This is a genomic window from Novosphingobium sp. P6W, assembly GCF_000876675.2.
Lineage (GTDB): Bacteria > Pseudomonadota > Alphaproteobacteria > Sphingomonadales > Sphingomonadaceae > Novosphingobium.
In genome coordinates this window covers 1,468,703-1,483,476 of the sequence record NZ_CP030352.1, presented here as the reverse complement: position 1 = coordinate 1,483,476, position 14,774 = coordinate 1,468,703, and the positions used below count along the sequence as shown (strand labels likewise).

The window sequence follows — 14,774 nt, the reverse complement described above, 5'->3', positions numbered from 1 at the left end:
TCATAGGCTGATGCAAGCGAAAGTGCCCCGCACTAAAGCCAGGAGTGAGGCCGATGACCCAAGCCAGCGAAATCCCTGCTACGCTAACGATCTCCAGCAAGACCTACTCCGCATGGTCGCTTCGCGGGTGGCTGCTGTGCCGCCTTGCCGGGCTGGACGTGGTGGAAAAACCCGTCGCCAACGACGCCGCCAACCGCGCAGAACTGCTGCTGCTTTCGCCCTCCGTCCTGGTTCCTCGGCTGACCTGCAAGGGCGCCAGCGTGTGGGACACCCTGGCCATCGCCGAATTCCTCAACGAACAGTTTCCCGACGCCGGAATGCTGCCTGCCGATCCGATCGCGCGGGCACACTGCCGATCGATCTCGGGAGAAATCCATTCCGGCTTCACCAACCTGCGTTCGGCCCTGCCGATGAACCTCAAGGTACGGCACGAGAAATTTCCGGTCTTCTCCGGCGCCCGCCCCGATATCGAACGAATTGAGGCAATCTGGATCGATTGCCTGCAGACTTTCGGCGGCCCGTTCCTGTTCGGCGCGCAGCCTACCGTTGCCGATGCCATGTACGCCCCGGTGACGACGCGATTCGTGACGTACGCGGTCGCCCTGCCCCCGGAATGCTCGGCCTATTGCCGCACGATCGCCGAATGGGCACCGATGCGCGAATGGGTGGAAGCGGCAAAAGCCGAACCGGAGGAAATGGAGGAACTCGACGTGGAGTTCTGACATGGCTATGGGCGGGGCATTGAGGAGGCGATGAGACCTCCGATTGCTTGAGCTATGGATACGAATTCGCTGTGATACTTCAAATTTTCAACTGCCTTCGCAACCGCCACAAGCCCCGTAAGGGCAGCGATAAATGGAATGGCAGCATGTACGTCAGGATGTGCCAGGGTTGTGGCCGGGATATTGTACGGCAACCTAAAGGCGGTCGCTGGATACAAAAAACCAGCTGACGCGGCCATCACGAGCGGGCCGGGCAGGAACCGACTTGCGGCCTCTGCGGCGCAGACCTGCTCGATCTCTTTTGCCATCCTTCGAGAGTAACGCACGGCGTAAGCTCGCGCGGTTACGTGCGTCAGAGCCGCGTTACAGCTAGGATGGCCTGAAAAAACGGGAGAAATTGGTCGGGGAGACAGGATTCGAACCTGCGACATCTTGCTCCCAAAGCAAGCGCGCTACCGGGCTGCGCCACTCCCCGACCGGGGGTATCGATGAAATTCACCCGCCAAAGCGCAGGTGACTGGCATTGGTGGGCCCGGCAGGATTCGAACCCGCGACCTAGCCGTTATGAGCGGCCAGCTCTAACCGCTGAGCTACAGGCCCGCCGTGCCGTTACCGGCCCATCGAGGAAGCCGGTTCGAAGCCGTTAGCGGGGGATGCGCCATCAGGCAAGCGGGGTTCTGGCAACTTTATGCATTTCTCTGTGGGCGCAGGAGCAGCCGTTGCCGCTCCTGCGCCCCTGGATCAGTAGCCGGCCTTGGCCAGCCAGGCGTCCACTTCGCCCATGCGGGTTTTCTGCACCTTGATCCGGTCCTGGATCTTGGCGACCGCCTCGTCGACCGGGCGGCGGGCACCGGACGGCAAATGGGCCTTCGCATAGGCATTCAGCTTTTCGACCATCGCAGGATCGGCGCTGCCCTGCGCCAGCTTGGCGACGTAACGGGTCGCGCCCGAGCTGTCGACGCGGGCCATGACCGCATCGTAATTGGCCGACACGAAGTCGAACGCCTTGTCCGGATTTCCGCTGGCGACCGAGGTAATGATTACGGGGCTGGTGGTCACGCTCGGCTCGTCGGTCAGCGAAAGCGCCAGCGCCTTATCGGCCAGCGCCGGATCGCGCGCCATGCCGAGCTGCGAGTAGAGCGTGGTCTTGACCTGCGCCGAAGTCTCCGCCTTCGCCAACTCGTGCAGGGCGTCCCAGGTCTTTGCGTCGGCGTTCTTTGCCACCACGGACAGGATCGCCACGCGTAGCGAGGGATCGATGGCGCTCTCGTCGGTCTTGGACGCTACAAAGCGGCGGCGTGCTTCGGCCAGCACGCTGGGCTCGCCAAGGTCGCCCAGCGTCTCGATCAGGGCGGCGCGCAGGTCGCCCTCGGTCACCGGCTCGTTAGGACGCGGGGTCCAGCCCAGGCGCTTCATCACCGGCAGCAACCGCGCGGAGGCGAAGCGCGACAGCGCAGCCTCGCGCTTGTCATTGCCGCGCGCATAGCCGGCGAGGCCCGCGATCACATTGGCCGCGCGTTCCATCACTTGCGGCGAGGCGTCTGCGGGCAGGCCCTTCACCACATCGAGCATGTTCGCCATCGGCTGGTTGCCGGCATAACCCAGCGCCGCCGAATCGTTGAGGATGCCGAGCTGGTCGACCGGCTGCACCTTGGCGATCGACTTCGCCAGTCCCGCAAAGGTCTTGGCGTCGTAGAGCACGCGGTAATAGCCCGACTGTCCGGCATTCACGACCACCGGGCCGCAACCCGCCACCGTAAGCGCGCCCTTGCCCTGCAGCAGCGTCTCGGAAGATGCACCGTCAAGCCCCGCCGCGCGCACCGGCACGCGCCAGTTCAGCGGCTGCTTGTCGGCCCGGTCGCGGGTAAATTCGCCCTGCTCCAAGGTCAGGCTGGTCTGCCCGGCGGCGCACGAGGCGGATACCTTCACCAGCGGAATGCCCGGCTGCAACGTGAAGTCGTGGGCGATCTGCGCGATGGGCTTGCCCGATGCCTTTTCCATCTCGGCCCAAAGGTCGTCGGTGATCGTGTTCGAATTCTTGTAACGCTTCATGTAGGCCTGAACGCCCGTGCGCCACTGGTCGGAACCGGCATAGGCCTCCAGCATGCGGATCACCGCCTCGCCCTTGGAGTAGGTGATCGAATCGAAGGCCTGGCTGGCTTCTTCCACCGTCTTGATCGGAGTGATGATCGGGTGCGTGGTGACATAGCCGTCCTGCGCCATCGCCAGTTCGCGCGACCCCACGCCGGTCAACTCCGGGTTCCATTCGGGGTGGAAATGGGCAGTCGCCCGGCTTTCCATCCATGAGGCGAAGCCCTCGTTCAGCCACAGGTCGTCCCACCAGGACATCGTCACGAGATCACCGAACCACTGGTGCGCCATCTCGTGCGCGATGACGGTGAAAATCCGCTCGCGCAGGGAATTCGACGCGATCTTGGGGTCGAGCAGCATCGCGTTCTCGAAGTAGAAGATGCCGCCCCAGTTCTCCATCGCGCTGAAGAACTGGCTGCGTCCCGGCGCCGCAATGTGATCGAGTTTGGGCAGCGGATACTTCTCGCCGAAGTATTCGTTCATCCACGGCAGCAGCGCCGCCGACTGCTCCAGCGCATATTCCGCCTGGGCAAGGTCGCCGCGCTTGGTCAGCACGCCTACTTCGGTGCCGGCAGCCTGCACGGTCTTGCGCTCGAAATCGCCGAGGCCGAGGAACAGCAGGTAGGTCGACATCTTCGGGCTGGTGCCGAAGGTGACCAGCGTGCGGCCTTCGCCCGCGCTCTTGCGGCTTTCAACCGGCAGGTTGGCGACGGCCATCTCGCCTTCGGGCACCACGGCCTTGAGGCTGAAGGTCGCCTTGTAGAATGGCTCGTCCCATGAGGGCATGAAGCGGCGCGCGTCCGAGTTCTCGAACTGGGTGAACAGCGCGCGCTTGGCGCTGCCGTCCGCCGCCCTGTAGTCGAGCGCGAAAAGACCGTAGGCCTGGGTATTGATCTTGCCCGTGTAGTCGATCGACAGGACGTAGTTGCCCGGCACCACGGCCTTGGCGAACGTGAAGGTCGCGGTCTGCGCATCCTTGTCGATGGCGACGGTGGGCGCGCCCATACGCTTGCCCGCTGCAGTAGCCAACGCGGCTTTGGCGATGGCCAGATCGGCGGCCTGCAGCGTGATCGTGCGGGTCTCCTCCAGCACGTCGACGGTGATCGCGGCCTTGCCGGCGAAGGTCAGCGCCTTTGCATCAGGGGTGACGGTGACGTCGTAATGGCTGGGGCGGACGCTGCGCGGAAGCTGCGTGGTCACCGTCTCGGCGGTGGCGCCCTTCGAGGTCGATGACTGGGCAAAAGCTGGCAGCGGCATGGCGGCACCTGCAAGAAGCGCCAACACGGCGCAGCGAACATTGATTTTCATGGGCGACTCGTTTTCCTCGGGAATGGACTAGCTAACGTCCGATCTCCCGCACGCAACAAATTTACCCTTCTGCGCAACTTTGCACGCAAGGCTTTGTTCCTGCGTGGCCGCCGTTTTTGCCTGCCGCGCTTGCATTCGCGTGAGAATCCGGTAAGGGCCCGCCTTCCCCGCAGTCACCAGACCGCCGGGAAACCCAAGAAAGCCGGAGGGGCCCCGCAATCCTGCGGGTCGCCAGCGATCGGTTAGACAGAGAAAAGGAAGTTGCCGTGGCTCTATATGAGCACGTTTTCCTGGCACGCCAGGATCTCAGCCAGGCGCAGGTCGATGCACTTGCCGCCGCCGCCACCGAGATCGTCGAGACCAACGAGGGCAAGGTCATCAAGGCCGAGACCTGGGGCCTCAAGAATCTCGCATACAAGATCAAGCGCAACCGCAAAGCGCACTTCGTGATGCTGAACATCGAAGCCAACGGCGCCACCGTCGCCGAGCTCGAGCGTCAGACTGCGATCAACGAAGACGTGATCCGCTATGTGACCATCCGCGTGGAAGAGCACGAGGAAGGCCCTTCGGTCATGATGCGCAAGACCGACCGCGAGCGTACGCGCCGCCGCGAACGCGAAGGGAACTGACACCATGGCACGTGCATTTTTCCGTCGCCGCAAGTCCTGCCCGTTCTCGGGCAAGAACGCGCCGAAGATCGACTACAAGGACGTACGTCTGCTGCAGGGCTTCATGTCCGAGCGTGGCAAGATCGTCCCCAGCCGCATCACGGCGGTTTCCGCCAAGAAGCAGCGTGAGCTGAGCCAGGCGATCAAGCGCGCCCGGCACATCGGCCTCCTGCCCTTCATCGTCAAGTAAGGAGGGACTGACCCATGGATATCATCCTCCTCGAGCGCGTCGAGAAGCTCGGCGCCATCGGCGACGTCGTTTCGGTCAAGGACGGTTACGCACGTAACTACCTGCTGCCGAACAAGAAGGCTCTTCGCGCCAACGAGCGTAACAAGAAGGTCTTCGAGGCCAACCGCGCCAAGATCGAGTCCGACAACGCCGAGCGCCGCACGGCTGCTCAGGCCGATTCGGGCAACGTCGACGGCAAGCAGATCATCCTGATCCGCGCCTCGTCGAACTCCGGCCAGCTTTACGGTTCGGTTTCGGTGCGTGACATCGTCGACGGCCTGAAGGCTGAAGGCGCGAACGTCGCCAAGCACATGATCGTGCTGGAACGCCCGATCAAGACCCTCGGCGTCTTCGACGTCAAGGTCAGCCTGCACCCTGAAGTTGCCGTCAACATCAAGGTCAACGTCGCCCGCTCGGCCGACGAAGCCGAGCTGCAGACGCAGGGCGTGGACGTGATGGCCGCGATGTTCGAACAGGACGTCTCGGGCTTCACCGAAGCCTACGATCCGAACGCCGAACCCGGCGAAATCGCGATCGAGGAAGAAGCCGAAGAGGGCGAAGCTCAGGCCTGAGCTTTCCCTTTGGCTTTTGCCTGAGGAATAAAAAACCCTCGCTCCCTCGTGGAGCGGGGGTTTTTCCTTTGTGCCGCAGATCTGCATGGCGGGGACCGGGGGCTTCGACAGGCTCAGCCTGAGCGGGATCCGGAAGAAAATGTGGTTTGAATTCCGCTCAGGCTGAGCTTGTCGAAGCCCCCGGCGCCCAGCCCAAACCCGTCACACCCCTGCCCCGAACGCCTGCTATTGCGCCGAAACGAAGATTGCGTAATAGATGGCCATGCAGATGATGAACGAAACCATCGCGGAATTGGTCCGCGTCTACGAAGCCGCTGTCTCTACTCTCAAGGCCGATATTACCGCCTTCGTCGAGCACGGTACTCTCCCCCCCGCCGACCGCCGCGAAAAGCGCCTCTGGACTTATCCGGAGCTGCGCATCACCTATCGCGGCACCGAACGCGCTGCCAGCGCCTCTCGCGCATTCGGCCGGCTCGAAGTGCCCGGCACTTACGCGACCACGGTGACCCGCCCCCATCTTTTCGCCGATTACCTGTCCGACCAGCTCGGCCGGATCGAGGCCGAGTACGAGGTGGAATTCACGGTCAGCGCATCGGGGCAGGAAATCCCCTTCCCTTACGTCCTCGAAGGTGTGCCTGTCGGTGCAGTGACGCCGCAGGAACTGGCGGCCCACTTCCCCAGCACCGACCTTGCCATGATCGGCGACGAGATCGCCGACGGCATCCACATCTTCGCCGAAGACGAACCGCAGCCCCTCGCCCTGTTCGACGGCCTGCGCACGGACTTCAGCCTCGCGCGGTTGGCGCACTACACCGGCACCAGCGCGGACCACTGCCAGCGCTTCATCCTGTTCACGAACTACCACCGCTACGTCGATGAGTTCGTGGACTGGGCAGGCAAGCAGGTCGGCTCGAACGGCTATGTCGCTCTCTCGGGTGCGGGCGGTCTCTACATCGACGCCCCGGTCGACAATGCCCGCGCGCGCCTGTCCGACACCGCATGGCGCCGCCACCAGATGCCCGCGTACCACCTCATCCGCGAGGACCGTTCGGGCGTCACCCTGGTCAATATCGGCGTCGGCCCGTCCAACGCCAAGACCATCACCGACCACCTCGCGGTCCTGCGTCCCGAAGCATGGCTGATGATCGGCCACTGCGGCGGCCTGCGCGAAAGCCAGCGCATCGGCGATTACGTACTCGCCCATGCCTACCTTCGCGATGACCATGTCCTCGACCCGGTGCTGCCGCCAGAAATCCCGCTGCCCGCCATCGCCGAGGTACAGATGGCGCTGGCCCAGGCCGCGGAAATGGTCAGCGGCGGGGGCGTGAACCTGAAAAAGCGGATGCGCACCGGCACCATCGTCACCACCGACGACCGCAACTGGGAACTGCGCTACACCGATTCCGCCAAGCGCTTCTCGCTGAGCCGCGCCATCGGCATCGACATGGAAAGCGCCACGATCAGCGCCCAGGGCTACCGCTTCCGCGTACCCTACGGCACCCTGCTCTGCGTTTCCGACAAGCCGCTCCACGGCGAGTTGAAGCTGCCGGGACAGGCCAACCGCTTCTACGAGGAGGCCATCGCCAGCCACCTCAAGATCGGCCTGATTACATGCGACCTCCTGCGCGAACAGGGCGACCGCCTGCATTCGCGCAAGCTGCGGGCGTTCAACGAGCCACCGTTCCGGTAAGGCATTGAGGTTGAGGCGAAGGGGAAGACCTGGGGCCATTGCCCCAGACCCCTTTAGTGTCGTCGTAGTGCTTGCGGCGACCTTGCGCGCTCCTTGCTGCCGCAGGCTATAATGTCTCCCGGCTCACCGTGGGTGCCAAACGACGCTGCATGCATAACCTCGACATTGAAGGGGTCTGGGGCAATGGCCCCAAGTCTTCCTCTTTCCCCTCCTGCAACATTCTGAAATCGTCAGCCAAACCTACCCCAATAGGCTGGCGGCCATGCACCAGCCCACTTCTCCCAAAACGCATATCAACCGCCTGATCGCTGCCGCCTTGCGGGTCCGTCTCGTCAGCGATATTCCCGAGCGCCTGGCCCGGTCGCATATTCCCTACCGCCTCAACGACCGGCGCCGCGAACGCATTGCCGTCGTTCGCAGCAGCGGGATGCTGTTCATCCATGTGCCCAAGAATGCCGGCACATCCGTTTGCGAGCAGCTCTACGGCCAGCAGATCAAGCACGAGACGGTGCAATACTACGCCAAGGTCGCGCCAGACCTGCTGGACCTGCCCAGCTTCGCCATCATGCGCGATCCGATCGCACGGTTTCGTTCCGCTTTTGCTTATGCACGCAGCGGCGGCACCCGCGACAGGCGCGTCGTCCCGCCATTTGCCGCGCTTTACGGTGCTTTCGATGGCATCGACGACGCCATCGACCATCTCGCCTGTGCGCGCAGCCCGTTCGACATCGACCACATTTTCCGCCCGCAGAGCTGGTATCTCACCGACGCGGAGGGCGCCTGCCGCATCGACCGGCTGGTCTCGTACGAGGCGCTGGACCAGCTAGGTCAGATCGTGGGGCTGGACCGGCTGGACGACCTGCCCCGCCTGAACGGGTGCAGCGCCGCCCCGCCGCCGCTCAGTCCGAGCCAGGAGGCCTTCGTGAAGGACTTCTACGCTGCGGACTTCGCGTTGTGGCGCAATGCCTGTTTGACTACCAGCCGGATTTCTCGCCCTTGTTCTGCTCGTCGAGCCACTTCTTGAGCGGCGCAAAGTATTCCAGCATCGGCTTGGCGCTCATCTGCGGCGAGCCGGTGAACACCTTCAGCGCCTCGGGCCAGGGCTTGGACTGGCCCATTGCCAGCATCGTGTTCAGCTTCGCGCCGACCTGTTTGTTGCCGTAGAAGCTACAGCGGTGCAGCGGGCCCTTCCAGCCGGCCTGCTTGCACGCCGCCTGATAGAACTGGAACTGCAGGATGCGCGCCAGGAAATAGCGCGTGTAGGGCGTGTTGCCGGGGATGTGATACTTAGCGCCCGCATCGAAGGCATCGTCGGGCCGCGCCGAGGGCGGGGTGATGCCTTGATATTCGAGGCGCATCTTCGTCCATGCCTTGTTGTAGTCGGCAGGCTTGATGGTGCCGTCGAAGATACCCCAGCGGTAACGGTCGAGCAGCAGGCCGAAGGGCAGGAATGCCACCTTGTCCATCGCCTGGCGCAGCAGCAGACCGGTGTCCTTATCGGCGCTGGGCACCTTCGCCTTGTCGAGCAGACCGATCTGCACGAGGTACTGCGGGGTGATCGACAGCGCCACGAAATCGCCGATCGCCTCGTGGAAACCGTCATTGGCACCGTTGAGGTAGAGGAACAGCTGCTTGTTGTAAGCGCGCTGGTAGTAGTTGTGGCCCAGTTCGTGGTGGATCGTGGTGAAGTCTTCCGCGTTCACCTTGGTGCACATCTTGATGCGGATGTCGTCCTTGTTGTCGACGTCCCAGGCCGAGGCGTGGCAGATCACTTCGCGGTCGGCGGGCTTCACGATCATCGAACGGGTCCAGAACGTATCGGGCAGCGGATCGAAGCCCAGCGACGAGTAGAAACCCTCGCCCGCCTTCACCATGTCTACGGGCGTCTTCTTCTGCGCTTTCAGCAGGTCGCCCACGTCATAGCCAAGGTCACCTGCCCCGGCCGGCGCGACCTGCGGATAGATGCTACCCCATTCCTGCGCCCACATGTTGCCCAGCAGGTCGGCGCGGATCGGGCCGGTGCGCGGCTGCACGGCGTCGCCGTACTTCTCGTTCAGCTTGCGGCGCACGTAAGTATGCAGCGCGAGGTAGAGCGGCTTGGTCTCCTCCCACAAGCGCTGCGTTTCGGCGGCGAACTGCTCGGGAGTCATGTCATAGCCCGAGCGCCACATCGCGCCAACGTCGGCATAGCCAAGCTCGCGCGCGCCTTCATTGGCGATGCCGACCATCTTGACGTAGTCGCCCTTCATCGGCTTGCCGACGTTGTCGTGCCAAGTGGTCCACATCTCGGCCAGCTGCGCGGGCGTGCGCTCGGCGTTGCCCATCTGCTCCTCGATGTCGGAACCGTTGATCGGCTTGCCGTCCAGCGTGCCCTTGCCCTTGCCATAAGTGGAGGTCATGCGCGTGGTGATCTCGCTGAGTTGCGCAGCCGCGCCCTGCGTGGTCGGCGCGGGCAGGACGATGCCCTGGCGCAGGATACCCAGCTTGCGCGAGACGTCCGCGTCTAAGCCGGAAACCTTCGCGAACTTCGCCGCCTCGACCGCGTACTTCACTTGCTTTTCGGTCAGCTCACCATTCGACTTTGCGGCCAGCGCGTCGGTATCCTCGGTGATGTTGGTATAGTTGACCCAGTTGGTGCGATTGTTGTCGAGCGAGAAGTCGAACAAATCCTTTTCCGCATCGGCGACGAACCTGGAGGCGCCCTCGGCGGTCATCGGATAGGCCGGCGTTTCCTGCGCCGCCCCTTGGGCTAGCGCCGGCGCGGCGGCGAACGACAGGCTGGCGGCAAGCGCTGCCAGCGCGGTGGAAGCGAACTTCATGGGGGGGGGGAACCTCTCTGAACCTTTGAATGAGCCGGAGACTAGCCTGCAATGGCCGCAGATCAACATCGGCCGGCGGATTTCCACTGGTGTGACCGAGGTTGCATGCCCCCTGATTTGTCAGCTGCCCCAGACGAGCGATCCGGCCAGTTCAGAATGAGTGGAGCGCAGCGCGGCCCTGAAACTTCACCCCAGGAACTCTGCGATCGCGCGGCCCATGTCCTTGAAAGTCACCGACGACATGTGGTTGCCCGGCGTTTCCGCATAAATCCCATGCGGCAGCGCTGCGGCCAGTTCCTGCGCCGAACCGTTGTCGTGATCCTCGGCGCCGCAGACGCATAGCGTCGGCATCGTCACCTGCCTGATGGCATCGGCAGACGTATCGTCCACGGAACCCAGCAACAGCCGCGCGGCCACCCGGTCGATCTTCATCGTCTTCATGAAGGCCTGCGCGACGAACGCCTTGTCGCCGCGCTCGATGGTGCCGAAGCGGTCGATGGCGTCCACGAAATGCGCGCTGCGCCGCGCCCAGCCGGACAGCCCGGTAAGGCCCATACCGCCCAGCACCAGCTTGCGCGGCGCAAGCCCCGCCAGCACGCCCCGTACCGCCGTGCGCGAACCTAGCGAGAAGCCGCCGAGATCGTAATCGCGCAAGGACAGCGCGGTGACCACGGCTTGCAGGTCCTGCACCAGCACGTCGGCGGGATAGGCAGCCGGATCGTGCGGCCCATCACTCTGCCCATGGGCGCGCAGGTCCGGCATGAAGACTTCGAACCCGGCGTCGGCAAGGATTCGAGCATTGCCGAACTTGATCCAGTTCACCTCGGCGCTGGAGAACAGCCCGTGAAGCAGCAACAACGGCCGCCCGCCAGAGTCTCCCAGCGAGTGAACCGCCAGCTTCGCGCCGCCGAAACCTTCGACGAATTCGGTCTTCACATCAGCCACTGGCAAACTCACTCAAAATCAGGGTGGTCAATCGGGAAGGTCCAGCCCCGCGGCCTGCCATCGTTTCACCACGTTGGGATTGTCCGCGCTGGCGGTGCCGGGCAAGTGCCGCACGTCCGCCCAGGCGGTCAACATGCTTTCGGTCGCATAGTTCTGGCTGGGGCGAAAAGGCGAAGGATCGTCGAAGCTGCCCACGGTCAGGTCCAGATTGCCGCCCTCCAGGAACGCAAAGCCCAGTGGCGTGCCGCAATGGGAGCAGAACGGGCGATGCGCGATCGGCGAGGACTGATACCAGTCCGGCTCGGTGTGCCAGATCACCTTGTCGTGCGGCGCATTGGCAAAAGCGATGGACACGCCGCCCGTCGCCTTGCGGCACATTTTGCAATGGCACAGGTACGCCTTTTCCGGGTCGACCTGCGCGGTATAGCGGATGCGGCCGCACTGACAGCCGCCCTTCATGCTGTGGATCATGCACGCGCTTCCGCCGGGATGGGCCGGAGGTCTCCCACAATGTGCTGCATGAATTCGGCCTTGCCCAGCGGCGCGCCCTTCATGCGAAGGACCGCGTAGGCGATGCTGAGATGGAAGTAGAGGTTCGGCAGGATCCAGTCGTCGAGATAGCGCTGCGCCGTCAGGTCCACGTAAACGCCCATCTGCGCGATGGTGATGCGCTTTTCGGCCGGCGCCACGATCCCCTCGGCCTCGGCGGCACTGATCTTGGCAAGCGTATCGGCAAGGACGCCGCGCGCCGCACTCCATCCCTCAATCGGGCCGACCACGTTGGGCTGCTCGCCGCCGTGGCACCAGTCCAGAAACTGCTGCGCCTGGGTACAGACCGCCGAGACCTGCCATGCCAGCGGGTGCATGTCCTCGGCCAGACGCGCGGCAGCCAGATCGTCGAGGCTCTCTGAGCCGGCCGCGCTTTCGGCCTTGTCCAGAATGCCCGACAGCGTCGTGAGGCGGCTGGCGAGCAACGCCAGCGCCTTCTTCGTTTCAACTGCGTCCACCTAATCCTCCCATGAATCCCGAGAGGCTTAGGTGCGCGCACCGGACCAGCTTTTCAACCGGACGGTGCGCGAAAACTCAGCCCTTCTTGAGGTGACGGCGGCCCAGAAGTTCTGCGATCTGCACCGCGTTCAGCGCCGCTCCCTTGCGCAGGTTGTCCGAGACGCACCACAGCGCCAGCCCGTTCTCCACCGTGGAGTCCTCGCGCACGCGGCTGATATAGGTGGCCCCGTCGCCCACAGCCTCAACCGGGGTTACGTATCCGCCGTCCTCACGCTTGTCGACGAGCATCACGCCCGGCGCCTCGCGCAGGATATCCTGCGCTTCGGTGGCGGAAATCTCTTCCTCGAACTCGATGTTGAGCGATTCTGAGTGGCCCACGAAGACCGGCACACGCACACAGGTTGCCTGCACCTTGATCTTGGGGTCGAGGATCTTCTTGGTTTCGACCACCATCTTCCACTCTTCCTTGGTGGAGCCGTCGTCCAGGAAGACGTCGATGTGCGGGATCACGTTGAAGGCGATCTGCTTGGTGAACTTGCGCGGCTCGACCGAGTCGCCCACGAAGATCGCGCGGCTCTGCTCGAACAGTTCGTCCATGCCCGATTTGCCCGCGCCGGAAACCGACTGGTAGGTCGAGACGACGACGCGCTTGATCTTCGCCTTGTCATGCAGCGGCTTGAGCGCCACGACCATCTGCGCGGTGGAGCAGTTGGGGTTGGCGATGATGTTGCGGGCCTTGTAGCCGGCGATCGCGTCGGGGTTCACCTCGGGCACCACGAGCGGCACGTCGGGGTCCATACGGTAGAGCGAAGAGTTGTCGATCACCACGCAGCCCTGCGATGCAGCCTTGGGCGCATAGACCTTGGTCGCTTCCGATCCGGCGGCAAACAGCGCCATGTCCCAGCCAGTAAAATCGAAATGCTCGAGGTTCTTGACCTTGAGCATGCGGCCGGTGTCACCGTATTCGATCTCTGACCCGGTAGAACGCGACGATGCCAGTACGGCAATCTCGTCTGCGGGGAATTCGCGCTCGGCCAGGATGTTGACGATTTCGCGCCCGACATTCCCCGTCGCGCCGACGACGACAACCCGGTAACCCATGGCAATATCCTTCCAGCAGCGCGCGAACGGCGCCTGTATGAAGGCGGCGGGTTACAGCCAGACTACGCGCAGGGCAAGCGCCGCCCCAGCATCGTCCATCCGTTCAGGCCGGGGCGAGCGTGCCCACGGACGGTTTGACCAGGCGGCGCACGAACGGCTGACGCTTGCCATAAACCAGCGAACGCCACACCCATTCCAGCGGCCCGCTGACGTAGAAGCGCATCCAGAGGTTGGCGAACACCAGCATGAACACGTTGATCACGCTCGCCGCAGCGGCAAGCTGGGCCCAGCCGAACCTGTCCCACAGATCCAGCCCCCAAGGCGCAAAAATGAACCAGAGCGTCACCACACTGGTCAACACGTAGATCGAGAAAGCCATCCGCCCAACCGCCTTGAACGGCGCCAGCAGCGACCGGCCCGCGCCCGTCCTCATCGCCAGGTTGAAAAGTGCGACATGGCCCAACGTTACCGCCAGGCGCGCGAATTCTTCGGTGATCCAGCCCGCCTTGGGTGCCAGGTCGAAGCGGAATGTTTCTGCCACACCCCATCCACGCAGTCCGCAACCCACCGCGTAGGCAACAATCGCGGTCACAGCGTAGAAGCGCGTCGAACGCTCCCCCTGGATCACACCCCACTTCCACAGCGCCATGCCGATGAACATCGCGCAAACCGCCTCCAGCACCGTGAAGAAAGTGCCATTGCCATCGCCGAACACCTTGTTCCACACGCCCCAGTTGTTCTTGAGGAAGACCCAGGGCCCCGCGACATGCGCCTTGCGTTCGGCGTCGATCATGGCCTGCGTCTTCTTGCTCGGCGGCTTGGAAAGATCGTGGGCGTCGCGCTTTTCCTGCCAGTCGGACAGGGTCTTTTTGTCCGCATCGTTCAGCTTGGCGCCCTGCGCCTGCGTCGCCTCAAGCGCCGCGACCTTGTGGATCGTCGTGGTCCGCTCGTTGTACTCGATCGCGCCGCTGATGGCGACGAAGGCGGCGAAGCCCATACCCATCGCCAGCAGCGCCTTGGACGGCGCCTTGCGGAAGGGGAACAGGAACAGCGCGGAAAGCCCGTAGGCCAGCAGGATGTCGCCGATCCAGGCGACTATAAAGATGTCGATCAGTCCAAAAGCAACAAGCAGAAGGTTGCGGCGATAATAAAGGTCCGCCACCGCGACCGGGTCATCGGGGCGCATGGCCTTGGCGGTGAACACCATCACCCCGGCACCGAACAGGAATTCGAACAGGCCGCGCTGGGTGCCGTCCCAGATGATCGCGATGGTCGCCCAGGTTGCTTGATCCGCCGCCGACCAAGACAGGCGGCGGATGTCAGCCATCCATGAAACCACGTTCGTGCCCATGTAAGGGATATTCATGTACAGGATGCCCAGGATCGCGATCCCGCGCATCACATCGAGAACATCGATCCGCGCCCGCCCGCGAACCGGGCCGAGTTCCACCGCTTCGCCCGCCATCTGCCGCCCCCGCAAGTTGTTGGACGAAGATTACTTCACGCCGCGAAAGTCGTCAATTTGGTTGAAATAGCCAAGAAGTGAAAAATAGTTCAGGCAATAAAATCCCTTACAATAAAATTGCGGGAATTTTATTCTTTCCATTCAATGTACTATTCT

13 protein-coding genes and 2 tRNA genes are annotated in these 14,774 nt (G+C 63.4%); 6 read left to right on the top strand and 9 right to left on the bottom strand.

What is annotated here, in order from left to right; translation table 11 throughout:
* The first annotated feature begins 53 nt into the window (after positions 1 to 53).
* Positions 54 to 722, top strand: a complete 669-nt coding sequence (locus TQ38_RS07170; RefSeq protein WP_043975398.1) for a glutathione S-transferase — start codon at positions 54 to 56, stop codon at positions 720 to 722.
* A 398-nt stretch (positions 723 to 1,120) separates the two neighbouring features.
* On the opposite strand, the gene TQ38_RS07165 is transcribed toward TQ38_RS07170, so the two are convergent.
* From TQ38_RS07165 to TQ38_RS07155, 3 genes are all read right to left on the bottom strand, one after another.
* Positions 1,121 to 1,197, bottom strand: a tRNA-Pro gene (locus TQ38_RS07165).
* A gap of 49 nt (positions 1,198 to 1,246) precedes the next feature.
* A tRNA-Ile gene (locus tag TQ38_RS07160) sits at positions 1,247 to 1,322 on the bottom strand.
* Between the two features lie 141 nt (positions 1,323 to 1,463).
* Entirely contained in the window at positions 1,464 to 4,121 is a 2,658-nt protein-coding gene (locus TQ38_RS07155; RefSeq protein ID WP_043975399.1) for a M1 family metallopeptidase, read from the bottom strand.
* A 266-nt stretch (positions 4,122 to 4,387) separates the two neighbouring features.
* Between TQ38_RS07155 and rpsF the strand changes: the two genes are divergently transcribed.
* The 5 genes from rpsF (at position 4,388) to TQ38_RS07130 (ending at position 8,304) form a co-directional block, all read left to right on the top strand.
* Positions 4,388 to 4,750, top strand: a complete 363-nt coding sequence (gene rpsF / locus TQ38_RS07150; RefSeq protein ID WP_043975400.1) for a 30S ribosomal protein S6 — start codon at positions 4,388 to 4,390, stop codon at positions 4,748 to 4,750.
* A 4-nt stretch (positions 4,751 to 4,754) separates the two neighbouring features.
* Positions 4,755 to 4,979 carry a 30S ribosomal protein S18 gene (gene rpsR, locus TQ38_RS07145; protein ID WP_039284546.1) on the top strand — a complete coding sequence of 75 codons (225 nt, stop codon included), beginning with the start codon at positions 4,755 to 4,757 and terminating at the stop codon, positions 4,977 to 4,979.
* Positions 4,980 to 4,993: 14 nt separating this feature from the next.
* Positions 4,994 to 5,590, top strand: a complete 597-nt coding sequence (rplI, locus tag TQ38_RS07140) for a 50S ribosomal protein L9 (RefSeq protein WP_043975401.1) — start codon at positions 4,994 to 4,996, stop codon at positions 5,588 to 5,590.
* 262 nt (positions 5,591 to 5,852) lie between these two features.
* The gene (locus TQ38_RS07135) at positions 5,853 to 7,280 is read left to right on the top strand and encodes an AMP nucleosidase (RefSeq protein WP_043975450.1); all 1,428 of its coding nucleotides are present in this window, start codon (positions 5,853 to 5,855) and stop codon (positions 7,278 to 7,280) included.
* Positions 7,281 to 7,542: 262 nt separating this feature from the next.
* A complete protein-coding gene (locus TQ38_RS07130) occupies positions 7,543 to 8,304 on the top strand; it encodes a sulfotransferase (RefSeq protein ID WP_043975402.1) in 762 nt (253 codons plus the stop codon).
* Here the strand turns inward: TQ38_RS07130 and TQ38_RS07125 are convergent.
* The 6 genes from TQ38_RS07125 to TQ38_RS07100 all read right to left on the bottom strand — a co-directional run bounded on the left by TQ38_RS07125 (position 8,255) and on the right by TQ38_RS07100 (position 14,618).
* Positions 8,255 to 10,099: a M2 family metallopeptidase gene (locus TQ38_RS07125; RefSeq protein WP_043975403.1), complete on the bottom strand. Its 1,845-nt coding sequence runs from the start codon at positions 10,097 to 10,099 to the stop codon at positions 8,255 to 8,257. The genes TQ38_RS07130 and TQ38_RS07125 overlap by 50 nt on opposite strands.
* A 186-nt stretch (positions 10,100 to 10,285) precedes the next feature.
* Positions 10,286 to 11,044, bottom strand: coding sequence for an alpha/beta fold hydrolase (locus TQ38_RS07120; RefSeq protein WP_043975404.1), 759 nt, complete (start codon positions 11,042 to 11,044; stop codon positions 10,286 to 10,288).
* Positions 11,045 to 11,071: 27 nt separating this feature from the next.
* On the bottom strand, positions 11,072 to 11,515 hold the full coding sequence (locus TQ38_RS07115) for a GFA family protein (RefSeq protein ID WP_043975405.1): 444 nt from the start codon (positions 11,513 to 11,515) through the stop codon (positions 11,072 to 11,074).
* Complete coding sequence (locus tag TQ38_RS07110; RefSeq protein ID WP_043975406.1) at positions 11,512 to 12,051, bottom strand: DUF1993 domain-containing protein; 540 nt, start codon at positions 12,049 to 12,051, stop codon at positions 11,512 to 11,514. Before TQ38_RS07110 ends, TQ38_RS07115 begins: the two co-directional genes overlap by 4 nt.
* A 76-nt stretch (positions 12,052 to 12,127) precedes the next feature.
* Positions 12,128 to 13,153: an aspartate-semialdehyde dehydrogenase gene (locus TQ38_RS07105; RefSeq protein WP_043975407.1), complete on the bottom strand. Its 1,026-nt coding sequence runs from the start codon at positions 13,151 to 13,153 to the stop codon at positions 12,128 to 12,130.
* 103 nt (positions 13,154 to 13,256) lie between these two features.
* Entirely contained in the window at positions 13,257 to 14,618 is a 1,362-nt protein-coding gene (locus TQ38_RS07100; protein WP_043975408.1) for a DUF418 domain-containing protein, read from the bottom strand.
* Positions 14,619 to 14,774 lie beyond the last annotated feature (156 nt).